General features: G+C 71.2%; 14 protein-coding genes, 1 tRNA gene and 1 pseudogene. 8 read left to right on the forward strand and 8 right to left on the reverse strand.

Translation table 11 applies throughout. The features are described from left to right. Positions 1-39: 39 nt before the first annotated feature. On the reverse strand, positions 40-1134 hold the full coding sequence (nth, locus tag ACIRG6_RS16980) for an endonuclease III (protein ID WP_403323300.1): 1095 nt from the start codon (positions 1132-1134) through the stop codon (positions 40-42). Positions 1135-1503: 369 nt separating this feature from the next. Here nth and ACIRG6_RS16985 point away from each other — a divergent pair, with 369 nt between their 5' ends. Continuing rightward, positions 1504-2178: a Crp/Fnr family transcriptional regulator gene (locus ACIRG6_RS16985; RefSeq protein ID WP_019329813.1), complete on the forward strand. Its 675-nt coding sequence runs from the start codon at positions 1504-1506 to the stop codon at positions 2176-2178. Between the two features lie 6 nt (positions 2179-2184). On the opposite strand, the gene ACIRG6_RS16990 is transcribed toward ACIRG6_RS16985, so the two are convergent. The 4 genes from ACIRG6_RS16990 to ACIRG6_RS17005 form a co-directional block, all read right to left on the reverse strand. Then, a complete protein-coding gene (locus tag ACIRG6_RS16990) occupies positions 2185-3027 on the reverse strand; it encodes an MBL fold metallo-hydrolase (protein ID WP_351132598.1) in 843 nt (280 codons plus the stop codon). After that, entirely contained in the window at positions 3024-3929 is a 906-nt protein-coding gene (locus ACIRG6_RS16995; RefSeq protein WP_403323304.1) for an NUDIX hydrolase, read from the reverse strand. Before ACIRG6_RS16995 ends, ACIRG6_RS16990 begins: the two co-directional genes overlap by 4 nt. Before the next feature lie 582 nt (positions 3930-4511). Beyond that, complete coding sequence (locus tag ACIRG6_RS17000; RefSeq protein ID WP_350725774.1) at positions 4512-4979, reverse strand: RidA family protein; 468 nt, start codon at positions 4977-4979, stop codon at positions 4512-4514. Beyond that, positions 4976-5137, reverse strand: a complete 162-nt coding sequence (locus ACIRG6_RS17005) for a DUF4177 domain-containing protein (protein ID WP_003975360.1) — start codon at positions 5135-5137, stop codon at positions 4976-4978. Before ACIRG6_RS17005 ends, ACIRG6_RS17000 begins: the two co-directional genes overlap by 4 nt. 106 nt (positions 5138-5243) lie before the next feature. Here ACIRG6_RS17005 and ACIRG6_RS17010 point away from each other — a divergent pair, with 106 nt between their 5' ends. Then, positions 5244-6221: an ArsA family ATPase gene (locus ACIRG6_RS17010; RefSeq protein ID WP_239765168.1), complete on the forward strand. Its 978-nt coding sequence runs from the start codon at positions 5244-5246 to the stop codon at positions 6219-6221. After that, on the forward strand, positions 6218-7597 hold the full coding sequence (locus ACIRG6_RS17015; protein ID WP_364820830.1) for an ArsA family ATPase: 1380 nt from the start codon (positions 6218-6220) through the stop codon (positions 7595-7597). The genes ACIRG6_RS17010 and ACIRG6_RS17015 overlap by 4 nt, the downstream gene beginning before the upstream one ends. An 88-nt stretch (positions 7598-7685) precedes the next feature. On the opposite strand, the gene wblA is transcribed toward ACIRG6_RS17015, so the two are convergent. Next, positions 7686-8024 carry a transcriptional regulator WblA gene (gene wblA / locus ACIRG6_RS17020; protein WP_188185285.1) on the reverse strand — a complete coding sequence of 113 codons (339 nt, stop codon included), beginning with the start codon at positions 8022-8024 and terminating at the stop codon, positions 7686-7688. 459 nt (positions 8025-8483) lie between these two features. On the opposite strand from wblA, the gene ACIRG6_RS17025 reads away from it, so the two are divergent. After that, the gene (locus tag ACIRG6_RS17025) at positions 8484-10715 is read left to right on the forward strand and encodes a transglycosylase domain-containing protein (protein ID WP_403323308.1); all 2232 of its coding nucleotides are present in this window, start codon (positions 8484-8486) and stop codon (positions 10713-10715) included. Positions 10716-10789: 74 nt separating this feature from the next. On the opposite strand, the gene ACIRG6_RS17030 is transcribed toward ACIRG6_RS17025, so the two are convergent. Next, complete coding sequence (locus ACIRG6_RS17030) at positions 10790-11254, reverse strand: GatB/YqeY domain-containing protein (RefSeq protein ID WP_024885779.1); 465 nt, start codon at positions 11252-11254, stop codon at positions 10790-10792. Between the two features lie 109 nt (positions 11255-11363). Here ACIRG6_RS17030 and ACIRG6_RS17035 point away from each other — a divergent pair, with 109 nt between their 5' ends. The 3 genes from ACIRG6_RS17035 to ACIRG6_RS17045 all read left to right on the forward strand — a co-directional run bounded on the left by ACIRG6_RS17035 (position 11364) and on the right by ACIRG6_RS17045 (position 13244). Further along, positions 11364-12299 (forward strand): metallophosphoesterase, encoded by a 936-nt coding sequence (locus ACIRG6_RS17035; protein ID WP_239765165.1) that lies wholly within the window; start codon positions 11364-11366, stop codon positions 12297-12299. 54 nt (positions 12300-12353) lie between these two features. Continuing rightward, positions 12354-13103 carry a Pr6Pr family membrane protein gene (locus tag ACIRG6_RS17040; RefSeq protein WP_364680052.1) on the forward strand — a complete coding sequence of 250 codons (750 nt, stop codon included), beginning with the start codon at positions 12354-12356 and terminating at the stop codon, positions 13101-13103. Positions 13104-13170: 67 nt separating this feature from the next. Then, positions 13171-13244: transfer RNA gene (locus ACIRG6_RS17045), tRNA-Pro, on the forward strand. A gap of 65 nt (positions 13245-13309) precedes the next feature. Here the strand turns inward: ACIRG6_RS17045 and ACIRG6_RS37755 are convergent. Further along, positions 13310-13724 (reverse strand): annotated as a pseudogene (locus tag ACIRG6_RS37755) (site-specific integrase); the annotation flags it as partial. Positions 13725-13806: 82 nt separating this feature from the next. Between ACIRG6_RS37755 and ACIRG6_RS17055 the strand changes: the two are divergent. Then, the gene (locus ACIRG6_RS17055) at positions 13807-14601 is read left to right on the forward strand and encodes an SDR family NAD(P)-dependent oxidoreductase (protein ID WP_403323314.1); all 795 of its coding nucleotides are present in this window, start codon (positions 13807-13809) and stop codon (positions 14599-14601) included. Positions 14602-14612: the final 11 nt, after the last annotated feature.

The following is a 14612-nucleotide window of genomic DNA, read 5'->3' on the forward strand; positions in this document are numbered from 1 at the left end:
CTGCCGTGTCCAACGCCCGACGCCTCCGAGATCGTTCCGTCATCCGGCCCCCAGTGGCGGCGCCGGGGTGCCGCCCGCGTCCAGGTAGGCCTGCGGGGGCTTGAGCCGCTGGCCGGGGAGGCCGCCCTTCTCGTACTTCAGCAGCTTCTTCGCCTTCTCGGGGTCCGTCTCGCCCTCGCCGTACGCCGGGCAGAGAGGGGCGATGGGGCAGGCCCCGCAGGCGGGCTTGCGGGCGTGGCAGATGCGGCGGCCGTGCCAGATCACGTGGTGGGACAGGTCCGTCCAGTCGCTCCTGGGGAACAGCGCGCCGACGGCGGCCTCGATCTTGTCCGGGTCGGTCTCCTCGGTCCACTGCCAGCGGCGCACCAGGCGCTGGAAGTGCGTGTCCACGGTGATGCCGGGACGGCCGAAGGCGTTGCCCAGCACGACGAAGGCGGTCTTGCGGCCGACACCGGGCAGCTTGACGAGGTCCTCCAGGCGTCCGGGAACCTCGCCGCCGAAGTCCTCCGCGAGGGCCTTGGACAGCCCTATGACCGACTTGGTCTTGGCCCGGAAGAAGCCGGTCGGGCGCAGGATCTCCTCGACCTCCTCGGGGTTGGCGGCGGCCAGGTCCTCGGGGGTGGGGTACCTGGCGAAGAGGGCGGGCGTCGTCTGGTTGACGCGCAGGTCGGTGGTCTGGGCGGAGAGCACCGTGGCCACCAGGAGCTGGAAGGGGTTCTCGAAGTCCAGTTCCGGGTGGGCGTACGGATACACCTCGGCGAGCTCGCGGTCGATGCGGCGGGCGCGGCGGACCAGGGCGGTGCGCGACTCGTCGCGCGGGGAGTGCGGGGCGATGGTCTTCGCCGGGGCCACGCCCTTGACCGCGGCGGCGGCCTTCGCCGGGACGACGGCGGGCTTCTTGGCGGGCGCCTGCCTCTTGAGCGGCGCCTGCTTCTTGGCGGCTGCCTGCTTCTTGGCGGGCGGCGCCTGCTTCTTGGCGGCCGACTTCTCGGCGGCCGCCTGCTTCTTGGCCGACGCAGCCTTCTTGGCGGGGGCCGCCTTCTTGGCCGACGCAGCCTTCTTCGCAGATGCCGTCTTCTTCGCGGGCGCCTGCTCCTCGGGCGCGGCCGGCGTCTTCTCGACGTTCTTCTTCAAGGCACCCTTCTCCGCGGTCACTCGCTTGGCAGGCGCCGCCTTCTTTGCCGTTTTCGCCGTTTTCCTACCGCCATCGGGACCCTGTTCGCCCACAGCGGAATCGCCACGTACAACCACCCGCGCAGCCCCCTAGGCCTGTGCTCTCACCGGCGATTTGGACACCCGGCCAGCCTACGACCCGGCACCGACATCCGCCCCGGCCCCTGAAGATCGGCGTCCAATTGGACCCCTGCCGCGTACCCCAGGACATGTGTGCGGCATCCTTGTGACAGATCACACTGTTTGGACTGTCCGGCAAAATGGGCACCACGGACCCCTGGTACACCGGGGGAACAAGATCCTCTGAGCCGGTCGACAAGGAGAGAACTCGTGGACGACGTTCTGCGGCGCAACCCGCTCTTCGCGGCGCTCGACGACGAGCAATCCGCGGAGCTCCGCGCCTCCATGAGTGAGGTGACCCTCGCCCGCGGCGACTCGCTGTTCCACGAAGGCGACCCCGGAGACCGCCTCTACGTGGTCACGGAGGGCAAGGTCAAGCTCCACCGCACGTCCCCCGACGGCCGCGAGAACATGCTGGCCGTCGTCGGGCCGAGCGAGCTCATCGGCGAGCTGTCGCTCTTCGACCCGGGCCCGCGCACGGCGACCGCCACCGCGCTGACCGAGGTCAAGCTGCTCGCCCTCGGCCACGGCGACCTCCAGCCCTGGCTGAACGTCCGCCCGGAGGTCGCCACCGCGCTGCTGCGCGCCGTCGCGCGCCGGCTGCGCAAGACCAACGACGCCATGTCGGACCTGGTCTTCTCGGACGTCCCCGGCCGCGTCGCCCGGGCCCTGCTGGACCTCTCCCGCCGCTTCGGCGTGCAGTCCGAGGAGGGCATCCACGTCGTGCACGACCTGACGCAGGAGGAGCTGGCCCAGCTGGTCGGCGCGTCCCGCGAGACGGTCAACAAGGCCCTGGCGGACTTCGCCCAGCGCGGCTGGCTCCGGCTGGAGGCCCGCGCGGTGATCCTGCTGGACGTGGAGCGGCTCGCCAAGCGCTCCCGCTGACGGACCTCAGTCGGGCAGCTGGATGAGCCCGTGCTCGCCCAGGTACTCCAGCTGCGCCCGCACCGACAGCTCCGCCGCCGGCCACAGTGAGCGGTCGACGTCCGCGTACACGTGGGCGACGACCTCGCCCGGCGTCCGGTAGCCGTCCTCCACCGCCGTCTCGACCTGGGCGAGGCGGTGGGCGCGGTGGGCGAGGTAGAACTCGACGGCGCCCTGGGCGTCGTCCAGGACCGGTCCGTGGCCGGGCAGCACCGTGTGCACGCCGTCGTCGGCCGTGAGCGACCTGAGCCTGCGCAGGGAGTCCAGGTAGTCGCCGAGACGGCCGTCGGGGTGGGCCACCACCGTCGTGCCGCGGCCCAGGACGGTGTCACCCGTCAGGACCGCCCGGTCGGCCGGGAGATGGAAGCACAGGGAGTCCGCGGTGTGCCCGGGGGTCGGTACGACCCTCAGCTCCAGGCCGCCGACCGTGACCACGTCGCCCGCGGCCAGCCCCTCGTCGCCCAGGCGCAGCGCCGGGTCCAGTGCCCGTACGTTCGTGCGCGTCAGCTCGGCGAAGCGCGCGGCGCCCTCCGCGTGGTCCGGGTGACCGTGCGTCAGCAGGGTGAGGGCGACGCGCTTGCCCGCCCGCTCGGCGGTGTCGACGACGTTCCGCAGGTGGGTGTCGTCCAGCGGGCCCGGGTCGACCACGACGGCCAGGTCGGAGTCGGGCTCGGCGAGGATCCAGGTGTTCGTGCCGTCCAGTGTCATCGCGGAGGCGTTGGGCGCGAGGACGTTCACGGCGCGCGCGGTGGCGGGCCCCGAGAGGGCCCCGCCGCGCGGCTGGCCGGGCAGTGCTGCTGCGTCCGTCATGCGGGGGCTCCCCCGGTCGGGTCGGAAGGTGTGGCCGGCGTCGGCGTGATGGTCGGGACGTGCTTGGTGAACTCGTCGTGCCCCGGCCAGGAGAGCTCGATCTCGCCCTCGACCAGCCGTGCCCGGGCCAGTACGGGCGTCATGTCACGGTCCGGCGCCGACGCGAGCGCCTCGGCCGCCGTACCGCACCCCGCGAGCGCGCGCAGGGTCGCGACGGTCGGCGGCATCATCAGCAGCTCGCCCTTGTCGTACCCCTCCGCCGCGTCGGCCGGGGTGATCCACACGGTCCGGTCGGCCTCCGTGGAGGCGTTGCGCGTGCGCTGGCCCTCGGGGAGGACGGCCACGAAGAACCACGTGTCGTAGCGCCGGGACTCGAACTCCGGGGTGATCCAGCGGGCCCAGGCACCCAGCAGGTCGGAGCGCAGGACGAGGCCCCTGCGGTCCAGGAACTCCGCGAACGACAGGTCCCGGGCGACCAGGGCCGCGCGGTCGGCCTCCCAGTCCGCGCCCGTGGTGTCGCCGACCACCGAGTCGGGGGTGGGGCCGGCGAGCAGGACGCCCGCCTCCTCGTACGTCTCCCGCACGGCCGCGCAGACGATCGCCTGGGCGCCCGCCTCGTCGACGCCGAGCCGGGCCGCCCACCACGCGCGCGTGGGGCCCGCCCAGCCGATGTCACGGTCGTCGTCGCGCGGGTCGACGCCGCCGCCCGGGTACGCGTACGCGCCCCCGGCGAAGGCCATCGAGGCGCGGCGGCGCAGCATGTGGACGGCGGTGCCGGTGCCGGTGTCCTTGAGGAGCATGACGGTGGCCGCGCGTCTCGGGGTGACCGGGGTGAGGGTGCCGTCCGCCAGCGCGCGGATGCGGTCCGGCCACTCCGGGGGGTACCACTGACCATTCGCCATGGCCGGAGGCTATCCGGTGACGGGCGGATGTTCGAGTGGCCCCCGGGACCGGACGGGCGTCAGCCTGGGAGGTGCCGGCCGGTCGGCCTCCTCGGGGCTCCTGCCGGAGCCAGTGGCCCCAGCCGCCGAGGGGGAAAGCGGGGGGGGGTACGCACTGGGAGCCGGGCACGCACGGATGGCACAGGCCCACCGAGGCGGGTGCGGGGGCGCGAGGCGGGGCCGGGACCAAGCCGGTGGGCGAGGCCACCGAGGCGGGTGCGGGGGCGCGAGGCGGGGCCGGGACCAAGCCGGTGAGCGAGGCCACCGAGGCGGGCCCGGGGCGCGACACAGGCCCGGCCCGGCCCGGTGACCCGGGCCTCCAAGGCGGGTGCGGGGCCCGGCCCCGTCGGTGACACAGGGCCGCCAAGGCAAGGGGGCGCTGTGCGAGGGCCCGCATCACGGTGCCCTAGGCATCCTGGCTACGCGGTGCCAGGGCCGGTCCACCGACCGGCCTGACGAGGGTCGGCAGCAGGGGGGCCGTCACCCACGCCGGCCCGGCGACGGGCCGGCCCCAGCAACGAGGCGGGCGGGCTGCAGGGCGGATCACGCCTCGGTGAGCTCCACCTGGATCTCGACCTCCACCGGCGCGTCCAGCGGCAGTACCGCCACGCCGACCGCGCTGCGGGCGTGCACGCCCTTGTCGCCCAGGACCGCGCCGAGCAGTTCGCTGGCGCCGTTGACCACGCCCGGCTGGCCGGTGAAGTCGGTCGCGGAGGCGACGAAACCGACGACCTTGACCACGCGCGCGACGCGGTCGAGGTCACCGGCGACGGACTTCACCGCGGCCAGGGCGTTCAGCGCGCACGTGCGGGCCAGGTCCTTGGCCTCCTCCGGCGTGACCTCGCCGCCCACCTTGCCGCTGACCGGAAGCTTGCCGTCCACCATCGGCAGCTGGCCGGAGGTGTAGACGTACCGGCCGGACTGCACGGCCGGCTGGTAGGCGGCCAGCGGCGGGACGACCTCGGGCAGCGTCAGGCCGAGCTCGGCCAGCTTCTCCTCGACGGCGCTCATGCCTGCTTCTCCCGCTTCAGGTAGGCCACGAGCTGCTCGGGGTTGTTCGGCCCGGGCACGACCTGGACGAGCTCCCAGCCGTCCTCGCCCCAGGTGTCCAGAATCTGCTTCGTGGCATGGACGAGCAGCGGCACGGTTGCGTATTCCCACTTGGTCATGCGGCCGACTCTAGCCGCTGCCCGGGGCCCGGCAGACGGCCGACCGCGGCCACGTTCTCCACAGCCACCGGAGTACTCCGCGGGCGGACTGGTTACGCTCGAATACGTGAGCAGGCTCCAGGTCGTCAGCGGCAAGGGCGGAACCGGCAAGACCACGGTGGCCGCGGCCCTCGCGCTGGCCCTGGCCACCGAGGGGAAGCGCGCGCTTCTCGTCGAGGTCGAGGGTCGCCAGGGCATCGCGCAGCTCTTCGAAACAGAAGCGCTGCCTTATGAGGAGCGGAAGATCGCCGTCGCTCCCGGGGGCGGGGAGGTGTACGCCCTGGCCATCGACCCCGAACTGGCCCTTCTGGACTACCTCCAGATGTTCTACAAACTGGGCAGCGCCGGACGGGCCCTGAAGAAGCTCGGCGCGATCGACTTCGCGACCACCGTCGCGCCCGGGGTCAGAGACGTCCTGCTGACCGGCAAGGCCTGCGAGGCGGTGCGGCGCAAGGACAAGAGCGGCCGGTTCGCGTACGACTACGTCGTCATGGACGCGCCGCCCACCGGCCGCATCACGCGCTTCCTCAACGTGAACGACGAGGTCGCCGGGCTCGCCAAGGTCGGCCCGATACACAATCAGGCGCAGGCCGTGATGCGGGTGCTGAAGTCGCGGGAGACGGCCGTGCACCTGGTGACGCTCCTCGAGGAGATGCCGGTCCAGGAGACCGCGGACGGCATCGCCGAGCTGCGCGCGGCCCGGCTGCCGGTGGGACGGGTCATCGTCAACATGGTCCGGCCCGCGCTGCTGGACGCGACCGATCTGGAACTCGTACGGAGCACGCCGCGCGCGGCACTCGCGCGGTCCCTGTCCGGGGCCGGGCTCGGCGGGGCGCGGCGGGGCGGGCACGCCGAGCGGCTGGTGGACCCGCTGCTGGCGCAGGCCGACGAGTACGCGGAGCGGTACGCGCTGGAGCAGGAGCAGCGGGCGGTCCTGGGCGCGCTGGACCTGCCGCTGCACGAACTGCCGCTGCTCGCCGAGGGAATGGACCTGGCGGGCCTGTACGAACTGGCCACCGAGCTGCGGAAGCAGGGGATCGCATGAGTCCGGAACCGGACCGGCGCAAGGAGAGCGGCCGCCGTCTCTCCGCCGCGCGTGTGCTGGACGTCGATCCGCTGCTGGAGGACCCGAAGACACGCATCGTGGTGTGCTGCGGCTCGGGCGGCGTCGGCAAGACGACCACCGCGGCGGCCCTCGGCCTGCGCGCGGCCGAGCGGGGCCGCAAGGTGGTCGTCCTCACCATCGACCCGGCCCGGCGGCTCGCCCAGTCCATGGGCATCGACTCGCTCGACAACACCCCGCGCCGGGTGAAGGGCGTCGACGACTCGGCGGGCGGTGAGCTGCACGCCATGATGCTCGACATGAAGCGCACCTTCGACGAGATCGTCGAGGCGCACGCGGACCCCGAGCGGGCGGCCGCGATCCTGCGCAACCCCTTCTACCAGTCGCTCTCGGCGGGCTTCGCGGGCACGCAGGAGTACATGGCGATGGAGAAGCTGGGGCAGCTGCGGGCGCGGGACGAATGGGACCTCATCGTCGTCGACACGCCGCCGTCCCGCTCGGCGCTGGACTTCCTGGACGCCCCCAAGCGCCTCGGGTCCTTCCTGGACGGCAAGCTGATCCGCCTCCTGCTGGCCCCCGCGAAGGTCGGCGGCCGGGCCGGCATGAAGTTCCTGAACGTCGGCATGTCGATGATGACCGGTGTCCTCGGGAAGGTGCTCGGCGGGCAGTTCCTGAAGGACGTCCAGACGTTCGTGGCCGCGATGGACTCCATGTTCGGCGGGTTCCGTACCCGCGCGGACGCCACGTACAAGCTGCTCCAGGCACCGGGGACGGCGTTCCTGGTGGTCGCGGCCCCGGAGCGGGACGCACTGCGCGAGGCCGCGTACTTCGTGGAGCGGCTGGCGGCCGAGGACATGCCGCTCGCCGGTCTGGTGCTCAACCGTGTCCACGGCAGCGGGGCCGACGGGCTGTCGGCCGAGCGGGCGGTCGCCGCGGCGGAAAATCTTGAGGATCCCGGCATTGTGGATCAGGACGACGGGAAAGCTGGAGTTCGTAACTCTCCCGACATGTATGGCAGTTCAGATGCGCCCGACACGGAAGCCGCTGCCGGGACCCACGCCAGGGCCCACGCCGGAAGCGAGACCGACGCCCACGCCGATCCCTCCCCCGAGGCTCCGGACACGCCGGAGCGGTCCGTCGACCAGCTCACCGCGGGCCTGCTGAGGCTGCACGCGGAGCGCATGCACCTGCTGGCCCGCGAGCAGCGCACGCGTGACCGCTTCACGGCCCGTCACCCCGAGGTGGCGGTCACCGAAGTGGCCGCGCTGCCCGGTGACGTGCACGACCTCGCGGGGCTAAGGGACATCGGGGTCCGGCTCGCGACGGGCCGGCCCGAGCTGCCCGAGCCCGGAGCCTGATCCGACCGCCGGCCTGACCGCCGACCCCGGCTGATCCGTCCTCCGACCCGACCGGGGCGTCCGCTTCCGAGGAGCGCCCCCGGCCGCCTCAGCCCACGGCCGCGTAGTTCTCGTAGACCTCGTCGTCGTCGAGGGGCACGATGCCCGCCCCTCGCTCGTACTCCGTCCGCGCCGTCTCCAGCAGTCGGCGCCAGGAGGTCACGGTGGGTCGCCGGCGCAGCAGTGCGCGGCGCTCCCGCTCCGTCATGCCTCCCCACACGCCGAACTCGACGCGGTTGTCGAGCGCGTCGGCCAGGCACTCGGTCCGCACCGGGCATCCGGTGCACACCGCCTTGGCCCTGTTCTGCGCTGCTCCCTGAACGAACAGTTCGTCCGGATCGGTAGTGCGGCAGGCGGCCTGCGCACTCCAGTCGGTTACCCAGCCCATACCGGCGCCGTCCTCTCCCGAATCGAGGCTCCCCCACGGCGGCAGCGGCATATTCACCGCCGCCAGTTGAGGACGTTACGGAAGGTGGGCACAGCGCAACACCCCCTTCGGGCCCAATCTTGAATGGCCCGAACGGACTATGCGTAAGCGGCAGATCACCCGGGGGAGTGAGCTGGCGACATGCGTGATGATCCCGGCATTCGAGTCATCTCTGTTGCGCCACAACGGACACCAAGTGACACACAAGGTGGATACGGACACGCATCCCCCACGCCGTGGCACGCGCTCGTACACACCAACGCGCCCCCAGCGGGGCCTCTCGGAAGAAAGTCGAGCGGGTCCGGAACGATTCGGGGTCGCCGGACGTATTGATACGTGGCCTCACTGCTGTGACAGTTGAGTGCAGCTTAGGCCAAGGCATATACGCGTGTCCGGCGAATGAGAACGTAGGCTGCCTCCATGCCAAAGAAGCGCTCGGGCGGTGGTCTGTCGCCAACGCAGCAGGCCGCCAAGTTCCTCGGTGTCAGTGTGCTCGCGGGAGCCGTCCTGGCCGGCATCGCGCTGCCGGCCGTGGGCGCGCTGGGGCTGGCGGCCAAGGGTTCGGTGGAGAGTTTCGACGAACTCCCGGCCAACCTGAAGACTCCCCCGCTGAGCCAGCGCACCACCATCCTCGACTCCGAGGGCGGCACCATCGCCTCCGTCTACTCGCGCGACCGCACGGTAGTCGGCCTGAAGGACATCTCGCCGTACATGCAGAAGGCGATCGTCGCCATCGAGGACTCGCGCTTCTACCAGCACGGCGCGGTCGACCTGAAGGGCGTGCTGCGCGCGCTCAACAAGAACGCCCGCAGCGGCGGGGTCTCCGAGGGCGCGTCCACGCTCACGCAGCAGTACGTCAAGAACGTCTTCGTCGAGGAGGCCGGTGACGACCCGACGAAGGTCGCCCAGGCCACCCAGCAGACCATCGGCCGCAAGATCCGCGAGCTGAAGTTCGCGATCCAGGTCGAGGAGGAGCTGGGCAAGAAGAGGATCCTCGAGAACTACCTCAACATCACCTTCTTCGGCCAGCAGGCCTACGGCGTCGAGGCGGCCGCCAAGCGGTACTTCTCCAAGAGCGCCAAGGACCTCAACCTCCAGGAGTCCGCCCTCCTGGCCGGCATCGTCCAGTCGCCCACCCGCTACGACCCGGTCAACGACGAGGCCGAGGCCGTCAAGCGGCGCAACGTGGTGCTGGCGCGCATGGCCGAGGTCGGCGACATCTCGCGGGCGGAAGCGGAGAAGGCGCAGAAGGCGCCGCTGGAGCTGAAGGTCAGCCGTCCCAAGAACGGCTGCATCACGGCCGTGAAGGGCGCGAGCTTCTTCTGCGACTACGTGCGCTCCGTCTTCCTGAGCGACCCGGTCTTCGGCAAGACCAAGGAGGACCGGGCCAAGGTCTGGAACCAGGGCGGTCTGACCATCCGCACGACCCTCGACCCGCAGGCCCAGAAGTCGGTACGACAGTCGATCAAGGACCACGTCAACTCGGGCGACGACGTGGCGACCGCCGCGACCATCGTCCAGCCCGGCACCGGCAAGATCGTCGCGATGGGTCAGTCCCGTCCGTACGGCGTCGACGTCAAGCAGCACGAGACGACGCTCAACCTGTCGGTGAACCAGGCCATGGGCGGCGGCGCGGGCTTCCAGCCGGGCTCGACGTTCAAGCCGATCGTGGCCGCGGCGGCCCTCGAGGGCGGCATGCCGGCGACGAAGACGTACTCCTCGCCGTACAAGATGGACTACCCGACCCCGGTCGCGGCCTGCGACGGCAAGACGTGGGGCGACAAGAACGTCGAGCTGACCAACGAGAACGAGACCGAGGTCGGCCCGTACGACATGAAGGAAGCGACCGCCAAGTCGGTCAACACCTACTACGTACAGATGATCAGCGACATCGGCATCTGCCCGGTCACGCAGATGGCCGAGAAGATGGGCGTCGCGCGCGCCAACGGCAAGAAGCTCGAGCAGACCCCGTCCATCGCGCTCGGCGTCACCGAGGTGTCCCCGCTGACCATGGCGAGCGCGTACGCGACCTTCGCCTCGCGCGGGATGTACTGCACGCCGGTCGCCATCGAGTCGATCAGCCAGCGGATCGGGAACAAGAGCAAGTCGCTGGAGGTGCCGAAGTCCACGTGCTCGCGGGCCATGTCCGAGACCACGGCCGACACCGTCAACACGCTCCTCAAGGGCGTCGTCGAGGACGGTACGGGTACGCAGGCCGGCCTCGGCAGCCGTGCGAGCGCGGGCAAGACCGGTACGACCGACGAGCGGTTCGCGGCCTGGTTCGTGGGCTACACGCCCAACCTCGCCGGCGCCGTGTGGGTCGGTGACCCGAAGCACGAGCGGAAGATGGTCGACATCACCATCGGCGGCGTCCCGTACGACAAGGTCTTCGGCGGCGCGGTCCCCGGCCCGATCTGGCGGGACATGATGTCCGGCGCGCTGGAGGGCAAGCCCGCTCCCGACTTCACCCTCGTCGACATCCCCGACGCCGACAAGGGCAAGGACAAGGACAAGGGCAAGGGTGACGGCGGCGGCCGGACCGACAAGGGCAACGGCAACGGCGGCGGCGGTGGCTTCCCGGGAGGCGCCTGGGGCGGCCTCTTCCAGGGCCAAGGCAACGGCGGGAACGGCCCCGGCGGCCGACGCGACTGAGACCCCGCACCCCGCTCGTACCGACGGCCCCCTTCCTCACCGGGAAGGGGGCCGTCGGTACGAGTGGACTCGGCTCAGCCGGCCAGCAGCTTCTTGACCGCGGCGGCGACCCGGCCGCCCTCGGCCTGCCCGGCCACCTTCGGATTCACGATCTTCATGACGGCGCCCATGGCCCGCGGCCCCTCGGCACCGGCCGCCCTGGCCTCCTCGACGGCCTGGGCGACGATCGCGTTCAGCTCGTCGTCGGACAGCTGCTTGGGCAGGTACGCGGCGAGCACCTCGCCCTCCGCCTTCTCCCGCTCGGCCTGCTCGGGGCGGCCGCCCTGGGCGAAGGCGTCGGCGGCCTCGCGGCGCTTCTTCGCCTCGCGGGTGATCACCTTCTGCACCTCGTCGTCGGAGAGCTCCCGCTTCTCCTTCCCCGCGACCTCCTCCTTGGTGATCGCGGCGAGCGTCAGCCGGAGCGTCGAGGAGCGGAGCTCGTCACGCTCCTTGATCGCGGCGTTGAGGTCGTCGTGCAGCTTCGACTTGAGCGTGGTCATGGGTGCGATTGTCGCAGGTGCGGCGGGAAGGACGCCCGCTGATTTACGAGGCCCCGCGACGAGTCCCCGTGCGGTCGGCTCCGGCCACCGCTTCTGACACGATGGAGGTATGCGCGCGCGATACGGAGTACCCCTGGGAATCACGGCGGTTGGCGCCGCCGGTCTGGTCTACGCGGCGGGCTTCGAGGCCCGGTCCTTCCGCCTCCGACGGGTGACGATCCCCGTCCTGCCCTCCGGGATGCGCCCGCTGCGCGTGCTCCAGGTCTCCGACATCCACATGGTCGGCGGCCAGCGCAAGAAGCAGCGCTGGCTGCGCTCGCTGGCCGGGCTGCGCCCCGACTTCGTGATCAACACCGGCGACAACCTGTCCGACCCGGAGGGCGTCCCGGAGACGCTGGACGCGCTGGGCCCCCTGATGGAGTTCCCGGGCGCGTACGTCTTCGGCTCCAACGACTACTACGGCCCCAAGCTCCGCAACCCCGCCCGGTACCTGCTGGAGAAGGCCCAGGGCCGCCACGGCCTCAACGGCAACGCGCCCGCCGTCGGCGCCGTCCACAACCCGTGGGAGGACCTGCGGGACGGTTTCGACGCAGCGGGCTGGCAGAACCTGACGAACACGCGCGGCACGCTGAAGGTCGAGGGGGTGTCGGTCGAGCTGACCGGCCTCGACGACCCGCACATCAAGCGGGACCGGTACGCGGAGGTGGCGGGCGGCCCGTCGGGCGCGGCGGACTTCTCGATGGGCGTGGTCCACGCGCCCTACCTGCGCGTCCTCGACTCCTTCACGGCGGACGACTACCCCCTGATCCTCGCCGGCCACACCCACGGCGGCCAGCTGTGCATCCCCTTCTACGGCGCGCTGGTCACCAACTGCGACCTGGACACGGACCGGGTGAAGGGCCTGTCCACGCACACGGCCCAGGGCCGTACGGCCTACCTCCACGTGTCGGCGGGCTGCGGCACCAACCGCTACACCCCCGTCCGCTTCGCCTGCCCGCCGGAGGCGACGCTGCTGACACTGGTGGGGCGCGAGCAGCGGAGGTAACCCACTCGGCCCACCCGTATGGTCCGATATGTCCGGCCTCTCTAACGTGAGGCCATGACAGCTCCGATACCCAGGGACATCCCGGACCTGCCCGCAGTCCCGCGCCCGCCCAGGATCCTGCCCTCACCGGTCCCGGCGAGCGCGGTCCTGACCCCGGCCCGACGCCCGCTGGCCGCCGGCTTCCGCCTGCTCACCGCGCTGCTGGCACTGACCGGCACGGCGCTCGAGCTGACCCTCGGCGGGCCGGCCCTCCGGGCCCTGAGCTACTTCACGGTCCAGAGCAGCATCCTGCTGACACTGGTCATGCTCGCCTCGGCCCGCCGCGCCTGGTCCGCCGGGCGCCCCCTGTCCGGCGCCCTGACGGGCGCGGCGCTGCTCTACGCCGCCGTCGCCGGCCTGGTGCACCACCTGCTCCTGGCCAACACGGGGAGCCCGTTCGCCGTGGCCGACGCCGGCGGCACGGGGTGGCACGCCGTCGCCGTCCAGCTCACGTGCACGGTCACGCCGGCCGCCGCGGCCCTGGACTGGCTCCTGCTCACCGGCCCCGACCGCCTGCACCTGCGCCAGGCCGCCGCATGGCTCCTCTACCCCCTGGCCTACCTGGGCTTCTCCCTGGCCCGCGGCGAACTCCTCCTCCCCGGCACCGAGGGCCGCTACCTCTACCCCTTCCTCGACGTCGACCAGCACGGCTACAAGGGCGTCCTGGGCAACGCGCTCCTCCTGGGACTCGCCGTCTACGCCCTGGCCGTCCTCCTCGTCGCCCTGGACCACATCCGCCCGGACCCGCTGCGCCGCCGCTGGTAAACCGGATTTCGTGTCCGGGCGCCGGTGGGCTAAAGTAAACGACGTCGCCGCGACGAGCAGCGACAATCGGGGTGTGGCGCAGCTTGGTAGCGCGCTTCGTTCGGGACGAAGAGGTCGTGGGTTCAAATCCCGCCACCCCGACAGTGAAACACCAGGTCCCCCGCCTACTCGTGTGAGTAGGCGGGGGACTTGTTTCATGTGCGTGTCTATCTGCGTGACCACCGTTCTGGAGCGCGCTTGGAGATGCCGTCCATGACCACGGCGCCGGTCTGGATCACAGGCCGGATCTGCTTCCGGTAGACCTCCTCGGTCACGGCCGTGCCGGGGGTCCACTCGTCGGCGTTGATGCCCTCGGCGTCCTTGAGCGCCTGACGGAAAGCGCGCCGGACGTTCGTGGCGTCGAGCGGCTTGCCCACGGCCGATGTCGTGAGCGAGCCAGCCACACGGGGCCACCTGGCGGCAGCGTTGATCACGGCTGTAGCGAGCCTGATCACGGCCTCGACCGGTCTGGCAAACTCGCAGGTCACCGCTTTGCCAGCTCAGCCGACCGACGGTTACGCGATCTTCCAACCTCGTGCTTCGCGAGCCGGTGACTGATCTCCACAGCTTGACACGAGGCGGGGCCCAACTGCCTGCCTGAGCCGGCGGTGCCGGTTCTGCCTACCCTCGGTACAGGGGGTCACCAACCCGGAAAAGGACCGCCATGGACCTCCAGCTCAAGGACAAGGTCGCCGTCGTCACCGGAGCGAGCAAAGGCATCGGCCTCGCCATCGCCGATGCGTTCGCCCGTGAAGGCGCACACGTCACCGTCGGCAGCCGGAGCATTACTCCCGAGCTCAAAGAGCTCCACGAGAAGTACGGCGTCACCGCAGTCCCGGTCGACTTGTCCACCGCAGACGGACCGGGCGCACTCGTCCGACACGCGGTGGACCAGTACGGCAGGGTCGACGTCCTGGTCAACAGTTTGGGTACCGCGACGCCTCGTTCGAGTTTCCTGGACATCGACGACGTCGAGTGGCAACGGATCTTCGACATGACCCTGTTCAGCGCGGTACGGGCCAGCCGCGCTGCGCTTCCTCACCTGCTGGCCGTGGACGGGGGTTCCATCATCAACATCAGCTCCATCAACGCGCGCCTGCCCTTCCCCATGGTCGTGGACTACTCCGCGGCCAAGGCCGGGCTGAGCAGCCTGACCAAGTCGCTGTCCGAGGAGTTCGCACCGCGAGGCGTCCGGGTCAACGCGATCGCCCCGGGGCCGGTTCGCACTCCCTTCTGGACCGCGCCGGGCGGCTTCGCCGATGCCACGGCAGCCCAGGCCGGCACCACCGCGCAGGAAGCCATCGATGCGGTCGTGCCGCAGAGCATGGGCATCTCCACAGGACGAGTCACCGAAGCTCACGAAGTCGCCGATCTGGCTCTCTTCCTCACCTCCCCGCTCGCCGGCAACATCACCGGAGCCGAGTTCACCATCGATGGCGGCCAGGTCAAGACCTTGTGATCTCCTGCCCC

Origin of the sequence: Streptomyces flaveolus (assembly GCF_044765825.1) — a bacterium.
In the GTDB taxonomy this organism is placed as follows: Bacteria; Actinomycetota; Actinomycetes; order Streptomycetales; family Streptomycetaceae; genus Streptomyces; species Streptomyces flaveolus.